Consider the following 14,847-nt stretch of genomic DNA (forward strand, 5'->3'; position numbering starts at 1 on the left):
TGGTATTATCAAGTAAAAAATTTTTTTTTGATTCAAAAGAATAATTTTTAGTAAGGGGAGTTTTTTTTTAACCCTTAAATCATTAAAATTCCTCTACAAAATTAAAAAATCTCAGCTTAAAATAATATCATGTCTTCAGTCATATCAAGTGACTCATTTATCCGAATTGAAACTTCTGTTTCCACACATAACCATCGGATAAAACAACTTCATGTCATTACACTGATAATTTCAACAGTCGTTATAGGGCTATTAACTTCTGGACTGTTTGCAGTTTCTTCCATATCTATGCAATTATTGATTTGGATTGTTAGCTTCTGTTTAATTTTAATAGCATGGGCTTGTGCTTGTTACAGATACTTCCTATTAACTTCTTCTCAAAATATTAAGATGCTCGGAAACAAAAGATGATAACACAACCGACTTTTCAAAAACCTTCCGAATTTACACTAACAACCCTAGCACGTTTGCGACAATCTGTTGATTACTCTCCTCAACCAAAATTGCCTGGACATGTAAGAATTTTTTATAGAGTAATGACCCTATTATTAACACTGATTACAATCCTAATGGCTACGGTTCTTTGTATTGGAATTTCCAATACATCTCATCTGGCTCTTTGCATAGCGTCATTTTTAGCTTGTTGTGCCCTATTGAGCGCCGTGATCTTTTTAATCTCCCATGCTCTATTTCAACTGCCTTCAGGAAAACAGTTAGAAAAAGAGTATGTTATTCGTCACAATGCATTGGTAAAAAATGCCTCTGTTATTGAGTCGAAGGCATCTTAGTTACTAACTTACTTTTTCTGCTTTTAGTTGCTTTCACTTTTTGTACTGTAGACTTCTTTTCTTTTAGAGAAGCAGCTTCTGTTTGCTCATTATCTTCAAAAAATGGTGTTTTTTTAGCAGAAGGCTGTGCAATATCAATTCCTGTAAGGCTCATAAAGGCCATAGCCATAAGTCCTGTTGTAATGAAAGATATTCCTATTCCTTGAAGATTTTTCGGAATATCTGAGTAGGCTAGCTTTTCTTTAATAGTTGCTAGAAGTACTATTGCTAGCCACCAGCCACAGCCTGCTCCTAAAGAGAAAATTACCATAGGAATAAATGGATAATTTCTTGTGATTCCAAACAAGACTCCTCCAAGAATGGCACAATTTACAGCTATTAAAGGAAGAAATATCCCTAAAGAAAGATAGAGCTCTCTAGAAACCTTCTCTAAAAAAAGTTCTAAGATTTGTGTAAATGCGGCAATGACAACAATGAAAATAATGAGTTCTAGGAATCCTAAATTTATAGAAGAAAAAAGTGATGGAGAAATCCAAGTCAGAGCTTGGGGTCGTGTAAGAAATTGATGAATAACCCAGTTTAAACTTCCTGTAACAGTAAGAACTAAGGCTACAGACATTCCTAAGCCATTTGCGGTTGAAACTTTAGAAGAGCAGGCAAGATAGCTACACATTCCAAGAAAGTTTGAAAGAAGAATGTTTTGGATGAAGGCTGCTTGCAATAAAATACCAAAAACATTGAGCCAAGTATACTGTCCTAACCACATGGTGTTACCTCTTTGTTTTCTTGGAACTCAAAATATTTACAATCCAGATCATTATTCCTAATAAGAAAAAAGCTGAGGGAGCTAGGACCATAAGACTTAAATTTTGGTAACCATCAGGATTGGCATTAGAAGCATACAAACACAAAGGGATAATACGGTAGCCCAGAAGGGTCCCAGATCCAAAAAGTTCTCTAATAATGCTTATAAATACCAAAACCCAGCCATAACCTAATCCTGCAGAAAAACCATCTAAAAATGCTGGAATTGGAGGAGAGTGCCTAGCAAGACTTTCTGCTCGTCCCATAACAATACAGTTTGTAATGATTAAACCAACGAAGACTGATAAAGTTTTAGAAATGTTAAATAAAAATGCTTTTAGAAACTGATCTATAACGATAACAAATAAACTAATAATGATAAGTTGGGTAATCATTCTCACGCTATCAGGTGTAGCTTTGCGTAGCAGAGAAACAAAAAATGAAGAGCTTCCTGTTACAATGCTTACAGCTAAACCCATAGTAATTGCAGTGCTAACGGTCGTTGTTACTGCTAATGCTGAGCAAATTCCAAGGATTGCTACAAGAATTTGGTTGCTATGCCATAGAGGATCAAAGAAAAAACTTTTGTAAGACCTTTTTACTGTCATTTTTTACCCGAGGCCTTGAGATTAGAAAAGTAGATCAATAAAGATCGGTAGGGGGCTAAAGATTGAATGTAGGCTTCTGTAACCCCATTACATGTTAAAGTTGCCCCCGAAATCCCATCAATTGTAGAAAGAGACTTGGGAGAATTCCCAAATTCAGATTTTACAGAACCTTTAATTACCTCAAGTCCTAAAGGAACTTGAGAAAGACTTATTGTTTCTGAATTCGTTTGTAAAAATACTTTTTTCCCATAGAACTGTTTTTGCCATTCAGGATTGGCAATATTTGCTCCTAATCCCGGAGTTTCTCCTTGCTCATACCAAGTAGTCCCTAGTACTGTATTACCATCATTAGCTATACCAAGATAACCTTCAATTGGCCCCCAAAGGCCAAATCCTGAAATGGGGATTACCAGAGCTTTAATTTCTTCTGGAGCTTTTGCTATCTCGGAATTCGTTTTTGTTGCAGCTTGTTCTGTATTATTTAAAATAGCGTAAAATAAAAGAAATTTTTGATGATGTGCAGGAGCTTCTTGAAGCTTTTCTAGAAATTTTTCTGAGTTAAAATTCAGATCTTCAAAAGAAAAAATCTCTCCTTTTCGATTTGCTAAAAGAGGACGTACAAAGTACTGAACATAGGATTCTACGGCAATCCCTGAAGCTATTGAGGCCTTGCCCGGGTTTTTTTTAAGAAGATGAGAATCTTTATCATAAATTGCTGTTTCCCAAGTTTCATTTTCGTAAAGCTGAAATCTTCCTTCGAAATCCAAGATGTGAGCTGCAATTAGTAACTGTTTATTACGATCGAAGGTTTTAGCTTGTTCTTGAAGAGGAGAAAGCAGGGTATAAATAATAGATAGTAGAAGACTAGCAAATAGGCTTAAGCCTAAAACAAAGGTAATGACATACCATATTTGATTTTTGCGGTTGTCAAGAAAGTGAGAAGATTCCTCAGACATTTATATTCTCCTTTTTCTGTACTTTCTGACAGAGAAATAATCAAAAAGAGGAGCAAAGACATTTCCTAAAAGAATAGCGAGCATAACTCCTTCAGGATAAGCTGGGTTGATTAATCGAATTACAATAGTCATGAAACCTATAAATAATCCATAAATCCACTTACTAAGCTTCATTGCTGGGGAGGTCACCGGATCTGTTGCCATGAAAGTTAAACCAAATGCTAACCCCCCAAGAAGCAAATGTCGGTATGCTGGAATGAAAAAACGTGCAGGAGCCCAGGCTCCATGACTACCGACTATAAGAATGCTGATAACTTTAAATAACCAAGCAGTAAGGAAAGCTCCAACACCTAAAGCAACCATGGTTCTCCAAGAAGCAATTCCTGTCACAATGAGGAAAATAGCACCTAGTAAACAGGCAAAAGTCGAGGTTTCTCCTAAGGAACCAATGATATTTCCCCAGAAAAGATTCCCTGTAGAAAATTTACCAATACCATAAATTACATCTGAAATCGCATATGCAGAATCAAATTGAGTAGGTAATAATCCTAAACCTCCCTCGCTAATAGGGCTTGTGACAAAGTCTTGAAGTTGGGAGAAAGTAAGATTTGCTAAAATAGTTCCAGGATGTGACTCTGCCCACAAAGAAAATTGAGTTTGAAGAACATCGTGACAAGGAACATCTGGAATTTGTAAAATATTTGCTGCAATAGCGTCTGCATGAACGCGCTTTACTACAGGTAATGTGGAATTAAGAGTTTGTAGACACGTTGATTGCGAAAAACCATCAACAAAAGTTTTTCCCAACATAGAATTCATATTTAGAAGGCTTTCTTTAATCTTTATTGGATTACTTCCGACCCAAGCGTCTCCACTCATTTTTGCTGGGAAAGTGAAGAAAAGAAATACTCGAGCAGATAAGGCTGGATTTAAAATATTCATACCTGTTCCACCGAAAAGCTCTTTACCTATAACTACACCAAAAGCAATGCCTAAAGCAGCCATCCAATAAGGGATTGTTGGTGGTAGTGTTAAAGGATAAAGAATTCCTGTAACGAGTAGTCCTTCTGCAATTTTGTGTTTACGAACAACAGCAAAGATAGTTTCACAGAATCCTCCGACGCCATAGCTAATCATCAAAAGAGGAAGGAAAATTTTACAGCCAGCCCATAAAATAGGAAGGGCTTTCACATTACAAAAAGTAAAGGAAAGATAACTACGAAATCCAGAAATTTGCAAAAATGTTTCCATGAGCTCAGGATTTCCAGAACCATAAACTATGGATTGGAGTCCTGAGTTCCATATGGCAAAAAATATTGCAGGAAGAAGAGAAATAACAACAAGCATCATCCAGCGTTTGACGTCTACAGCATCACGGATAAACGGCGGTGAAGTAATTTCGTGTAAAGGCTCATAACAAAATGTGTCAATAGCATCTACTATAGGAGTAAAACGTTGGAATTTATCTTTTTGACAAGTTTTCCAGAGGGTATTTATGAATCGTTTAAGCATTGCGTAAGAAAAAAAACTAGGCTTTCACACGTTCAACAACGTAACAAATTGCAAAGAATTTTAGGAATAGAAATTTTCTATGGTTTTGGAGTTAAAATCGTTTTTTTCAAACTTACTTTTTCCTAACTTATGTTATGGCTGTCGTTCCCCAGGAGAGCTTATTTGTCAGCAGTGTTTGAGTAAGCTCCATTTTGTAGGGAAAGAGGCGTTGTTTGCGTTGCTTTGGTTTTTTGTCATATCAAGAAGTCCAAGTATGTTCTTCGTGCTCAACATTTTTTAAGATTCGTACGACTTATTTGTTCTCTCCATCAGAAATAGTCCTTTCTTTATATAGACAAGCACTTGAAGGCAAACTTGTTGCTATAAATTTTTTTGTTAAAAGCATAAAACAATATTGGACTTTTTCAGAAAGCCGTTTAGATTACATTGTATATATAGATATGCCAAAGGAAATTATCGTAGAACTATGCAAGGATCGTCTGCAGTACAAAAAAATGTGGCTTTGGAAAAAAAAATATATACTGAAAAACCTACCGAAAGAAAAATCCCTATGTTTTCTTTCTGCGTATCCTCTAACATATCGTATTCGTCAGACTCTAGAAAAACATGTTCCGGGTCCATTCATGCTTATGAGTCTTTTTCTTTCTGAAGACTATCTTTAGTTCCTGATATAGCTAAGTAACCAAGAATACGAACGCCCTCGTCAACAGATAAAGTTGTTGCTTGAATGTCTCCTTTTACCATAGCTTCACCTCGAAGTTCTACTTTTCCTGAAACTGTGACATTTCCTTCAACAACCCCTTCAATAATGGCTTCTTGAAGTTGGATATCGGCTTTAACAACTCCCTTGGGGCCTACGATGATTTTTCCATTAGAGACTAAAATTCCTTCAAAAGTTCCATCAATGCGTAATAGACGATCAAAAGCAAGCTCTCCTTTAAAAGTGACTCCCTCTCCTAAAGTAGTTTCAGGTTCTTCAGAAAAAGGAAGCAAAGTATCCGCTGTTGTTGAGGTTGACCAGGAATCTTGTTGTGGGGAAGCATTTTCTAAATGCGCTAGTGGACGAGCTTCCGATATTTTAGGAGTATCAAAGAGGCTCGGAGGAGTTTCTAATCTCTCAGATCTAGAGTATGCTTGATAGTTAGATCTTGGAGAATTCTCTTCTTCATACAATGTTTGAACATCCTCAAAAGGACTTTTACTTGTTCTTCGGAACATAGAATCTCCTTAGGTTAGCCAACAATATGATTTTTACAGAGATTAATTTGCTGTTTTAAAACTTCATCTTCTTCTAGCTTGTGCTCTATAGTTTTACATGCATAGAGTACTGTAGAGTGAGTCTTACCAAAAGCAGCGCCTATAGCAACTAAAGAATCTGTGATCAAAGTTTTCGCAAGATACATAGCAACTTGACGTGCTAAGACTAGCTCTTTAGCTCTAGAATTTTCTTTGAGATCTTGAGGTTTGACTTGAAATACAATAGCAACACTTTTTAAAATACTCTCTACAGAAACCTTTCGTTTAGTTGGAGAACGAAAGAGCTCCTTTAATGTGTCGTGAATAGTATTTTCTGTAATTTCTTTTCCAAAAAGGCGACAATAAGCTGTTAACTTATTAATGGCTCCTTCTAGTTGACGTACGTTACCATAAATATGATCAGCAATATAAAATGCCATTTCATTAGGAATTATTAAACCTTTTTGTTCAGCTTTATGCTGTAAAATCGCTACACGAGTCTCTAGATCTGGAATGCCTACATGAGCAACAAGTCCCCATTCCATTCTTGCAATAATGCGTTCTGAGAGCCTTAATTGCCCTGGAGGTTTATCACTAGTTATAACGATTTGTTTACTAACATTAATGAGTGTTTCAAAGGTATTACAAAACTCTTCTTCAAAATTTTGACGATTCTGTAAAAATTGAATATCATCAACAAGCAAGAGATCTAAAGAACGATAAAAATTTTTCATTTTATCGACAGATTTAGACTTCAGATGGTGAACAAGATCATTAATAAAGGCTTCTGTTGTAATACAATGTACTTTTAGATTTTTGTGCTGTTCTCGAACACAATGACCTATAGCATGAAGAAGATGAGTTTTTCCTAGACCTACACCTCCATGAATGAATAAAGGATTGTAAGAACGTCCTGGCTTTCCTGCAATTCCCACAGCTGCCGACTTTACAAATTGGTTGGAAGGTCCCTCAATAAAATTATCAAAACGATAAGAAGGATTAAGTTTAAGTTGGAACTCTTTAGATTCTTCTACAGGTTCTACAATGGTATCTTCAATATCTATAGAAATTACAGAAGCAGAAACTTTTTTAGTTTCTATAACAATAAATTCTAAAGCTGGTTCTCCATGAGCATCTAGAGGAACAAAAGAGCATAGATCTTTCTTGTAATTATCGAGAAGATAATTTTGTACAAAAATATTAGGTACTTCTAAACAAATTTTATCTTGAGTTTCTTCTACTACTTGAATAGGGGAAATCCAGTTTTCGAAAGCTGTTTTTGAACAGCGCGTTTTCACATAGTTTACAAACTGTTCCCAAGTGCTACAATCGTTACATGTTAGCATGTTGCTCTCTTTCGTTTGTAAGACCTTTATTACAGCAGACGATCTACTTTTACTAAAGGAGGAAATTGCCAATGTAGCATTGCTGTTGATAAGCAATCAACAATTTTTCTGAAAAGAACAAAAGCATTTTTGGCATTTTCTTATTGTGATATTGCGGTGAGAATGAATTTTTATTAAACGAGAGAGGGAGTTTTTTTTACAGTTTTGCGGGTATAACTCATCAATAAAGCTTCTGCATCATCAGCTATTGTTGCATCAGGACAGGAAGTTAAATAAAGAGCGATTGCTGCAGCTTCATCTATTCTTTTTAGACAAAATAATGCTTTCGTTTTGTTAAGAAGTGTTGCAAGATGATCTCCTTGCATGCGAAGAGCCTGGTCTAAGACTACTAGTGCCTTAGCATTTTCTCCTATTTGTAAATAGAGGCCTCCTAGAGTTTGATGGTCATAGATACTTAAGGGATCTAGGATGACAAGAGCTTCAAAAAAAAGTATCGCTTTATTGTAATGACCTTGTCTTAAGAAAGAATATCCAGAGATTCTGAGTTCTTCTAACTCTTGATCTCCCCATCCTAAGATAGCTTTCCATTCATTATCTAACATAGGTTAGCCTTGAACAAATTGAAAAATACGAGAAATAATATAATCTATCATCATATTTGAAGATTTAATTCCTAGGTCTAGCACTTTGAGCAAAACCTTTCCTTCTAAAATTCGTTTGTCTTCGTCGTCCTCTTCAAATAGATCTTCTTCATCACGGTTATGGTCCTCTTTTTGATCTCTATGAGAAAAGAAGGGAGTCACTTGACTACGATAAGAAAATTTTCCTCGTGTGAGAACCTTCAAGTATGCTGAAATTTTTTCGATATCTGAATCTTGCTGGTCTGGAGATCCAAGAGAAGGAGTCAAATATGGTGTAGAAAATCGTTGCTTATAAAAGTTTGCAGGAGGAGCAAAAAAAGCCCAGTGCGTTTTATGGTTCGTCTGTAATAGAGAAATTAACGCTGAAGGCTTGGGATTCATATCCAGAATTTGGGCATGCTTTGCAACATCCCGAATGGATATGTTTTCCATATGAACTTCCTTTCGGAAGTCATTAACAAGCTTATTATTGGAGGCATGTTTTTCGTATACAGATGAACTATAATTAAAAATTTCTACCATATGAATGCCTATAATTCCCTTATTAGATCATAATAGCGTTAAGGAAAAAGTCAATAGTCTTGATAGGGAAGTTTACTCTAAGAAAGAAGTATCTCATTTTAGTGAAGTCTTTTGTCTTTCTTTGGGATCGTGTATATTTTCTTTGATCTTAATAAAACGAAGATTTTTAGAGATTTTATGACAGAATCTTATCCCCATATCCCAGTCTTAGTGAACGAGTGTTTGGCTTTGTTCTCTGAACATCCTCCAAGAGTTTTTTGCGATGTAACAGTCGGTGCCGGAGGTCATGCTAACGCTTTTCTTTCTTCTTATCCTTCTATAGTTTCTTATGACGCTTCGGATCGAGATCCTTTTGCCTTAACTTTGGCTCGGCAACGTTTAGCACCTTTCGGTGAACGTGTACATTTGAAACATGCTTCTTTTCAAGATCTATCAAACATTCTTGAAAATGGTATTTACGATGGAGTGCTTGCCGATTTAGGGGTCTCTTCTATGCAATTGAATGATTTTTCTCGAGGATTTAGTTTTCAAGCAGACGATCATCCTTTAGACATGCGTATGGATACAACTCAGGGAATTTCAGCAAGTGAAGTTTTAAATACATTGAGAGAAGAGGAATTAGGGAAAATTTTTCGAATTTATGGAGAAGAACCTTTGTGGAAGAAGGCAGCGAAGGCTATAGTTCACTTCCGTAAACGTAAACGTATAGAGTCTGTTCGAGATTTAAAAGAAGCAATGTCCAAGGTTTTCCCTTTTTATCGCTTGCGAAGAAAAATTCATTCTTTAACGTTAATTTTTCAAGCCTTACGAGTTTATGTAAACAATGAAAACACTCAATTGAAAATATTATTAGAGTCTGCTATGCGTTGGCTCGCACCTCAAGGGAAACTGATTATTATTTCTTTTTGTAGTTCAGAAGATCGTCCTGTAAAAAATTTTTTAAGACAAGCAGAAGTTTCTGGTGTTGGAAAAGTCGTGACAAAGAAAGTCATTATGCCAACATTTCAAGAGATTCGGAAAAATCCTCGTTCACGTTCAGCAAAACTACGTTGTTTTGAAAAGTACAAAGTCCCTTTATGAATAAAAGTCGTTTTTTACGATTATTTTGTTGTTTTTTCTGCTTTGGCTGTCTTTTGTACAATTATATTAATAAACAAAATATGATTACGAAACTTCGTTTGGATATTCCAAGTCTTTGGACTAATTTACGAACGTTAGAACAAGAGAATGTTGCTTTGAATTTTTTAATCAATAAAATCGAAAGACCAGATCATCTAATGGAAATCGCAGATCTTCCTGAATATCAATATTTAGAATATCCTAAGGATGAGAGAGTTCATATTATGTTTTATGAATCATCGTAAACGCTTAACATTTATATCTCTTGGCTTACTGGCTATTTATTCCCTTCTTATTTTGCGTTATTATAAAATTCAGATTTGTGAAGGCGATCATTGGTTAGCTGAGGCTATTGGACAACATGAATTTCGTGTGCAGGATCCTTTTCTTCGAGGGACGTTTTTTGGTAATACACAATTGCGAAAAGGAGGTACTGAAGTTCTTCAGCCCTTTGCTATTGATATCACGAAGTTTCATTTGTGTTTAGACGCTGTTGTTATCCCTGAATCTCATCGAGATATCATCGCTCAGAAAATTTGGAGTTTTGTTGGGGAAGGGAGTTATGAAAATCTTCGCTCGCATTTTGATAAAAAATCTCGTTATCGTAAACTCTGTCTTTGGTTGAATCGTCCTCTTCATGATCGGATTCTTATTTGGTGGAAAAGCTACGCAACAAAGTATAAGTTGCCTTCGAATGCTCTATTTTTCATAACAGATTATCAACGTTCTTATCCTTTTGGAAAACTTTTAGGTCAAGTTCTTCATACTCTTAGAGAAGTCAAAGATGAAAAAACTGGACGAGCATTTCCTACAGGAGGGTTGGAAGCATATTTTAATCATTTACTTGAGGGAGAGCCTGGAGAACGTAAATTACTTCGTTCTCCTTTGAATCACTTAGATCTTGATAGGGTTGTAAAGATCCCTAGAGATGGTTCTGATATTTATTTAACTATCGATCCTGCGATTCAAACTATTGCCGAACAAGAACTTGAAAGAGGTGTTGTTGAAGCTAATGCCTGTGGAGGAAGGTTAATTTTAATGAATTCTCAGACAGGAGAAATTCTTGCTTTAGCTCAATATCCTTTTTTTGATCCTGCAGATTATAAAAAGTTTTTCAATAATAAAGAGTACATAGAACATACGAAAGTTTCTTCTGTAAGTGATGCTTTTGAGCCAGGGTCGATTATGAAGCCGATAACTGTTGCTATAGCATTGCAAGCAAATGAAGAGGCAGAACAAAAAGCTTTACCAAAACTTTTTGATCCACAAGATCCAATAGATGTTACTAGAACTTTGTTCCCTGGAAGGCAAAATTCCCCTTTGCGAGATCTTACTTCAAACCGTCGAATGAACATGTATATGGGAATACAAAAGTCTTCTAATGTTTATGTCGCGCAACTTGCTGATCGTATTATGCATTCTTTCGATAGCTTTTGGTATCAAGAGAAACTTCATGCTTTGGGATTTGGTAGGAAAACAGGGATAGAACTTCCTGCAGAAACTTCAGGATTAGTTCCATCTCCTCAGCGTTTTCATATTAATGGAGTTCCAGAATGGTCCTTAGCGACCCCGTATTCTTTGGCTATGGGTTACAATATTTTAGTTTCTGGTTTGCAAATTGTAAGAGCTTATGCCGCTATCGCTAATGGAGGGTTTCTTGTGAGACCTACTCTTGTAAAAAAAATCATTTCTCCTTCTGGAGAAGAGCTTATTCTTCCCAAGTCTTCTAAAGAAAGAGTGTTATCATCTTCTGTAACTCAAGAAGTTATTCGTGCTATAAGGTTTACAACGCTTCCTGGCGGTACAGGATTTCGAGCTGCATTAGAGCACCATTCTAGTGGTGGAAAAACAGGAACTACAGAAAAAATGGTTTTAGGAAAGTATGACAAGCGACGGCACATTTCTTCTTTTATTGGGATAACTCCTGTAAGACAGGTTGGTGAATGTGCTCCTCTTGTAATGCTTGTTTCTATAGATGAGCCTGAGTATGGTTTTCGTTCTGATGGAACTAAGAATTATATGGGAGGTAGGTGTGCTGCTCCTGTTTTTTCTCGTGTAGGAGATCGGGTTTTCAAGTATTTAGGGGTTTCTGCTGATAAAGAAAAAAATGATTATCGAAAGGAAGTTGCAGATTTAAAAGTTTTGTATGAGGAGTGGAATTGCTCGAAATCTCATTGATTCATAGAGTCAATAAAGAGATTTTATTTTGTTGATAGAAGTGTAAGAGATGATTTTTATATAGTTTTAGATGTTGTGAGTAACCTAAGTAGGTTATAGTATGCTAAAACAGATTGTGCTGAAGGCGTATCTGAGTTTTATTTTATTACCATTGTGATGATCATTTTTTAATATCTTCAGTATAGCAAATAAGAGAGTATTTCATTGCTGTGAAGAACTATTTTCGTACAAGGCTGCTAGAGTAAGAATGAATTTAAAAGAACTTCTCAAAGATATTTCTGCGAAAATTTACGGAAAAGTATCCACTCTAGAAGTGCGAAATTTTACTCGAGATTCTCGATACGTTGGTGTCGGAGATATTTTTATTGCTTGTCGAGGTTCTCGGTATGATGGAAATGATTTTGCTGCAGATGCTGTAAATCACGGTGCTATTGCTATCCTTTCTTCTTTGTATAATCCTTTTCTTTCTGTTGTTCAGATTATTACCCCAAATGTCGAACAGTTGGAAGCAGAGCTTGCTTCAAAGTTTTATGGTTACCCCTCAAGAAAGCTACATGTTATTGGTGTTACAGGAACTAATGGAAAAACAACTGTTACTTATCTTTTAAAAGTATTACTTGATTATTGTAAAAAGCCTTCTGGTTTAGTTGGGACTATAGAACATTTTTTGGGTAATGAAAGTTTTCATGATAATTTCACAACTCCCACAGCATGTTTATTACAAAAGTATTTTGCAGAGATGGTGAAAAATCATCGAGAAGCTGTTGCTATAGAAGTTTCTTCTATTGGTCTTGCTTTAGACAGGGTTGCTCAAACTGATTTTAATGTAGGAGTATTTACAAATATCTCGCTAGATCATTTAGATTTCCATAAGTCTTTTAAAAATTATATAGAAGCTAAAGAAAAACTATTTAAGATACTTCCTCAAACTGGAGTGGCAGTAATTAATGCTGATAGTCTTTACGCGACTCGTTTATGTAAGATGTCTTCATCTCGATACGTAACCTACGGGATAAAGGAACATGCGGATTATCAAGCTTGTGAGATTCTTCTTACTTCATCAGGAACTAGGTATTCTCTTCTTCACAAGAGAAAAAAATATTTTTGTAATACAGCTTTTATTGGACGTTACAATGTTTACAATACATTGGCTGCGATTGCTGCTATTCATGAAAGCGGGTTCTGCAATTTGCCCGAACTTTTAGAGGCTATTAAAAATGTACAGCTTCCCAAAGGTCGGTTAGAGCCTATTCTTATGGGGCATTGCCCTGTGTATATAGATTATGCTCATACCCCACATGCTTTAAGCAATGTTTTGAGTGTTCTTCAAGAACTACTTTCTCCTAAAGGAAAATTAATTATCGTATTTGGCTGTGGCGGAGATAGAGACCGTTCTAAGCGGCGGATGATGGCAAAAGTTGCTGAGCGTTTTGGTTTTTCTGTAGTGACGTCTGATAATCCTAGAAATGAGGATCCTGAAGAAATTATTAAAGAGATTTGTCAAGGATTTTTAACAAAAAATTATTGTGTGGAAGTTGATAGAAAGCAGGCGATTTCTAAAGCCATATCTCTTGCTTCAAATGAAGATATTATCCTTATCGCAGGAAAGGGTCACGAAACTTATCAAATTTTTAAACATCAAACAATTAGTTTCAATGATAAGCAAATAGTCTCAGAGGTACTAGCGTCTTATGTTTAAACGTCTTATTTTATTTATCTCTTGTATTTTTTTTTGGGGACCATTGCCTCTTTCGGCTCAAGAACTTAATCCTCCTCAAAGAGTACGTCGTAGTGAAGTAATTTTTATAGATCCTGGGCATGGAGGTAAAGATCAAGGCTCTGCGAGTAAGGAGCTGCATTACGAAGAAAAGTCTTTAGTGTTATCTATATCTCTCTATGTTCAAAGTTATCTTAAGAGAATGGGTTATAAACCAGTTTTAACACGATCTTCAGATGTTTATGTAGATTTAGCAAAAAGAGTAGCTTTAGCAAATCAAGAAAAAGCTGATGTTTTTGTGAGTATTCATTGTAACTATTCTTCTAATTCAGAAGCTTATGGAACAGAAGTGTATTTTTATAATGGAAAAAACAGTTCTATATCCAGGAGTTGTAGGTCAGAAACTTTAGGAAAGGATGTTTTAACTGCTATGAAAAAAAATGGCTCATTAAAATCTCGAGGCACAAGAACTGGAAATTTTGCAGTTATTCGAGAAACAACCATGCCGGCTATTTTAGTGGAAACAGGGTTTTTATCAAATCCACGAGAGCGTACGTCTTTATTAGATGCGCGCTATCGAATGCATTTGGCTAAGGGAATTGCTGAGGGAATACATAATTTTCTTTCTAAGCAAAAAAAAACAGATTCAATAAAGATTCGTAAAACTTCTTCGAAATCTTAATTACAATAAAAGACGTCCTCGATGCGACTTGAACGCATGGCCTGCTGCTTAGGAGGCAACCGCTCTATCCTGCTGAGCTACGAGGACCCAAGAGTGGCAATAGTAACAGCTTAAATTAAAGAAGTCACGTATTGCTGTACTTGATACACTAGGTTTGTGGTTTTCTTTTTTTATTAATTCTTGGCACTAGAGTGAAAAAGCTCTTATTTTTTAATAGGCAGCTTCCCAAATTCCTCCGATAACTTTATTGCGATTGCGTGTTTTTTTAAAAAATATCTTGAATCCAATGGATGAATAGATATGATGAGCTTATACTTCAAAAGTTTATTATTTAGGGCTATTCAAATTCCTTTAGGGCACTTTAATAGGAGGCAACATCTAATGGCTACCATGACAAAAAAGAAACTGATCAGTACGATTTCCCAGGATCATAAGATCCATCCTAATCATGTTCGTACTGTAATCCAAAATTTTTTAGATAAAATGACTGACGCTTTGGTTAAAGGCGATCGGTTAGAATTTAGAGATTTTGGTGTTCTGCAAGTTGTAGAAAGAAAGCCCAAAGTTGGTCGTAATCCTAAGAATGCTGCTGTGCCTATTCATATTCCTGCAAGAAAAGCTGTAAAGTTTACTCCAGGAAAAAGAATGAAACGTTTGATTGAAACTCCTAATAAATAATCCTAATTTAGCGCCACGCCGACCTCTTGTTATAGAGTCTTTAGGGATAGCCTCTAGGTA

General features: G+C 35.8%; 17 protein-coding genes and 1 tRNA gene. 9 read left to right on the forward strand and 9 right to left on the reverse strand.

The window, feature by feature from the left end:
- Positions 1–129 precede the first annotated feature (129 nt).
- Together JMS40_RS02995 and JMS40_RS03000 are read left to right on the forward strand one after the other, a co-directional pair.
- Positions 130–411 (forward strand): hypothetical protein, encoded by a 282-nt coding sequence (locus JMS40_RS02995; protein ID WP_201456800.1) that lies wholly within the window; start codon positions 130–132, stop codon positions 409–411.
- On the forward strand, positions 408–788 hold the full coding sequence (locus JMS40_RS03000) for a hypothetical protein (RefSeq protein ID WP_201456801.1): 381 nt from the start codon (positions 408–410) through the stop codon (positions 786–788). Before JMS40_RS02995 ends, JMS40_RS03000 begins: the two co-directional genes overlap by 4 nt.
- Here the strand turns inward: JMS40_RS03000 and nqrE are convergent.
- The 4 genes from nqrE to JMS40_RS03020 are packed head-to-tail and all read right to left on the reverse strand — an operon-like array spanning position 766 to position 4,668.
- A complete protein-coding gene (gene nqrE, locus JMS40_RS03005) occupies positions 766–1,554 on the reverse strand; it encodes an NADH:ubiquinone reductase (Na(+)-transporting) subunit E (RefSeq protein WP_201456802.1) in 789 nt (262 codons plus the stop codon). The two genes, JMS40_RS03000 and nqrE, sit on opposite strands and share 23 nt — an antisense overlap.
- Before the next feature lie 4 nt (positions 1,555–1,558).
- Positions 1,559–2,200, reverse strand: coding sequence for an NADH:ubiquinone reductase (Na(+)-transporting) subunit D (gene nqrD, locus JMS40_RS03010; RefSeq protein ID WP_201456803.1), 642 nt, complete (start codon positions 2,198–2,200; stop codon positions 1,559–1,561).
- Complete coding sequence (gene nqrC / locus JMS40_RS03015) at positions 2,197–3,156, reverse strand: NADH:ubiquinone reductase (Na(+)-transporting) subunit C (RefSeq protein ID WP_201456804.1); 960 nt, start codon at positions 3,154–3,156, stop codon at positions 2,197–2,199. Before nqrC ends, nqrD begins: the two co-directional genes overlap by 4 nt.
- Positions 3,157–4,668, reverse strand: coding sequence for a Na(+)-transporting NADH-quinone reductase subunit B (locus JMS40_RS03020; protein WP_201456805.1), 1,512 nt, complete (start codon positions 4,666–4,668; stop codon positions 3,157–3,159).
- Between the two features lie 212 nt (positions 4,669–4,880).
- Here JMS40_RS03020 and JMS40_RS03025 point away from each other — a divergent pair, with 212 nt between their 5' ends.
- Entirely contained in the window at positions 4,881–5,330 is a 450-nt protein-coding gene (locus JMS40_RS03025) for a hypothetical protein (RefSeq protein ID WP_201457120.1), read from the forward strand.
- Here JMS40_RS03025 and JMS40_RS03030 read toward each other — a convergent pair.
- The 4 genes from JMS40_RS03030 to JMS40_RS03045 form a co-directional block, all read right to left on the reverse strand.
- The gene (locus JMS40_RS03030; RefSeq protein ID WP_201456807.1) at positions 5,296–5,886 is read right to left on the reverse strand and encodes a polymer-forming cytoskeletal protein; all 591 of its coding nucleotides are present in this window, start codon (positions 5,884–5,886) and stop codon (positions 5,296–5,298) included. The genes JMS40_RS03025 and JMS40_RS03030 overlap by 35 nt on opposite strands.
- Before the next feature lie 14 nt (positions 5,887–5,900).
- Positions 5,901–7,250: a chromosomal replication initiator protein DnaA gene (dnaA, locus tag JMS40_RS03035; protein ID WP_201456808.1), complete on the reverse strand. Its 1,350-nt coding sequence runs from the start codon at positions 7,248–7,250 to the stop codon at positions 5,901–5,903.
- Positions 7,251–7,423: 173 nt separating this feature from the next.
- Positions 7,424–7,852, reverse strand: a complete 429-nt coding sequence (locus JMS40_RS03040) for a type III secretion chaperone (RefSeq protein ID WP_201456809.1) — start codon at positions 7,850–7,852, stop codon at positions 7,424–7,426.
- A gap of 3 nt (positions 7,853–7,855) precedes the next feature.
- Positions 7,856–8,413, reverse strand: coding sequence for a DUF5399 family protein (locus JMS40_RS03045; RefSeq protein ID WP_201456810.1), 558 nt, complete (start codon positions 8,411–8,413; stop codon positions 7,856–7,858).
- Positions 8,414–8,590: 177 nt separating this feature from the next.
- On the opposite strand from JMS40_RS03045, the gene rsmH reads away from it, so the two are divergent.
- From rsmH to JMS40_RS03070, 5 genes are all read left to right on the forward strand, one after another.
- Positions 8,591–9,493 carry a 16S rRNA (cytosine(1402)-N(4))-methyltransferase RsmH gene (gene rsmH / locus JMS40_RS03050; protein WP_201456811.1) on the forward strand — a complete coding sequence of 301 codons (903 nt, stop codon included), beginning with the start codon at positions 8,591–8,593 and terminating at the stop codon, positions 9,491–9,493.
- Positions 9,490–9,777, forward strand: coding sequence for a hypothetical protein (locus tag JMS40_RS03055; RefSeq protein WP_201456812.1), 288 nt, complete (start codon positions 9,490–9,492; stop codon positions 9,775–9,777). Before rsmH ends, JMS40_RS03055 begins: the two co-directional genes overlap by 4 nt.
- Positions 9,764–11,710, forward strand: a complete 1,947-nt coding sequence (locus tag JMS40_RS03060; RefSeq protein ID WP_201456813.1) for a penicillin-binding protein 2 — start codon at positions 9,764–9,766, stop codon at positions 11,708–11,710. Before JMS40_RS03055 ends, JMS40_RS03060 begins: the two co-directional genes overlap by 14 nt.
- Positions 11,711–11,957: 247 nt before the next feature.
- Positions 11,958–13,409, forward strand: coding sequence for a UDP-N-acetylmuramoyl-L-alanyl-D-glutamate--2,6-diaminopimelate ligase (locus JMS40_RS03065; RefSeq protein WP_201456814.1), 1,452 nt, complete (start codon positions 11,958–11,960; stop codon positions 13,407–13,409).
- Positions 13,402–14,109, forward strand: coding sequence for an N-acetylmuramoyl-L-alanine amidase (locus tag JMS40_RS03070; RefSeq protein ID WP_201456815.1), 708 nt, complete (start codon positions 13,402–13,404; stop codon positions 14,107–14,109). Before JMS40_RS03065 ends, JMS40_RS03070 begins: the two co-directional genes overlap by 8 nt.
- A 13-nt stretch (positions 14,110–14,122) precedes the next feature.
- On the opposite strand, the gene JMS40_RS03075 is transcribed toward JMS40_RS03070, so the two are convergent.
- Positions 14,123–14,196 (reverse strand) — tRNA-Arg (locus tag JMS40_RS03075).
- Between the two features lie 294 nt (positions 14,197–14,490).
- Here JMS40_RS03075 and JMS40_RS03080 point away from each other — a divergent pair.
- On the forward strand, positions 14,491–14,787 hold the full coding sequence (locus JMS40_RS03080; RefSeq protein WP_201456816.1) for an HU family DNA-binding protein: 297 nt from the start codon (positions 14,491–14,493) through the stop codon (positions 14,785–14,787).
- The last annotated feature ends 60 nt before the right edge of the window (positions 14,788–14,847 follow it).

It is taken from the genome of Chlamydia sp. 17-3921, assembly GCF_902705545.1.
Lineage (GTDB): Bacteria > Chlamydiota > Chlamydiia > Chlamydiales > Chlamydiaceae > Chlamydia.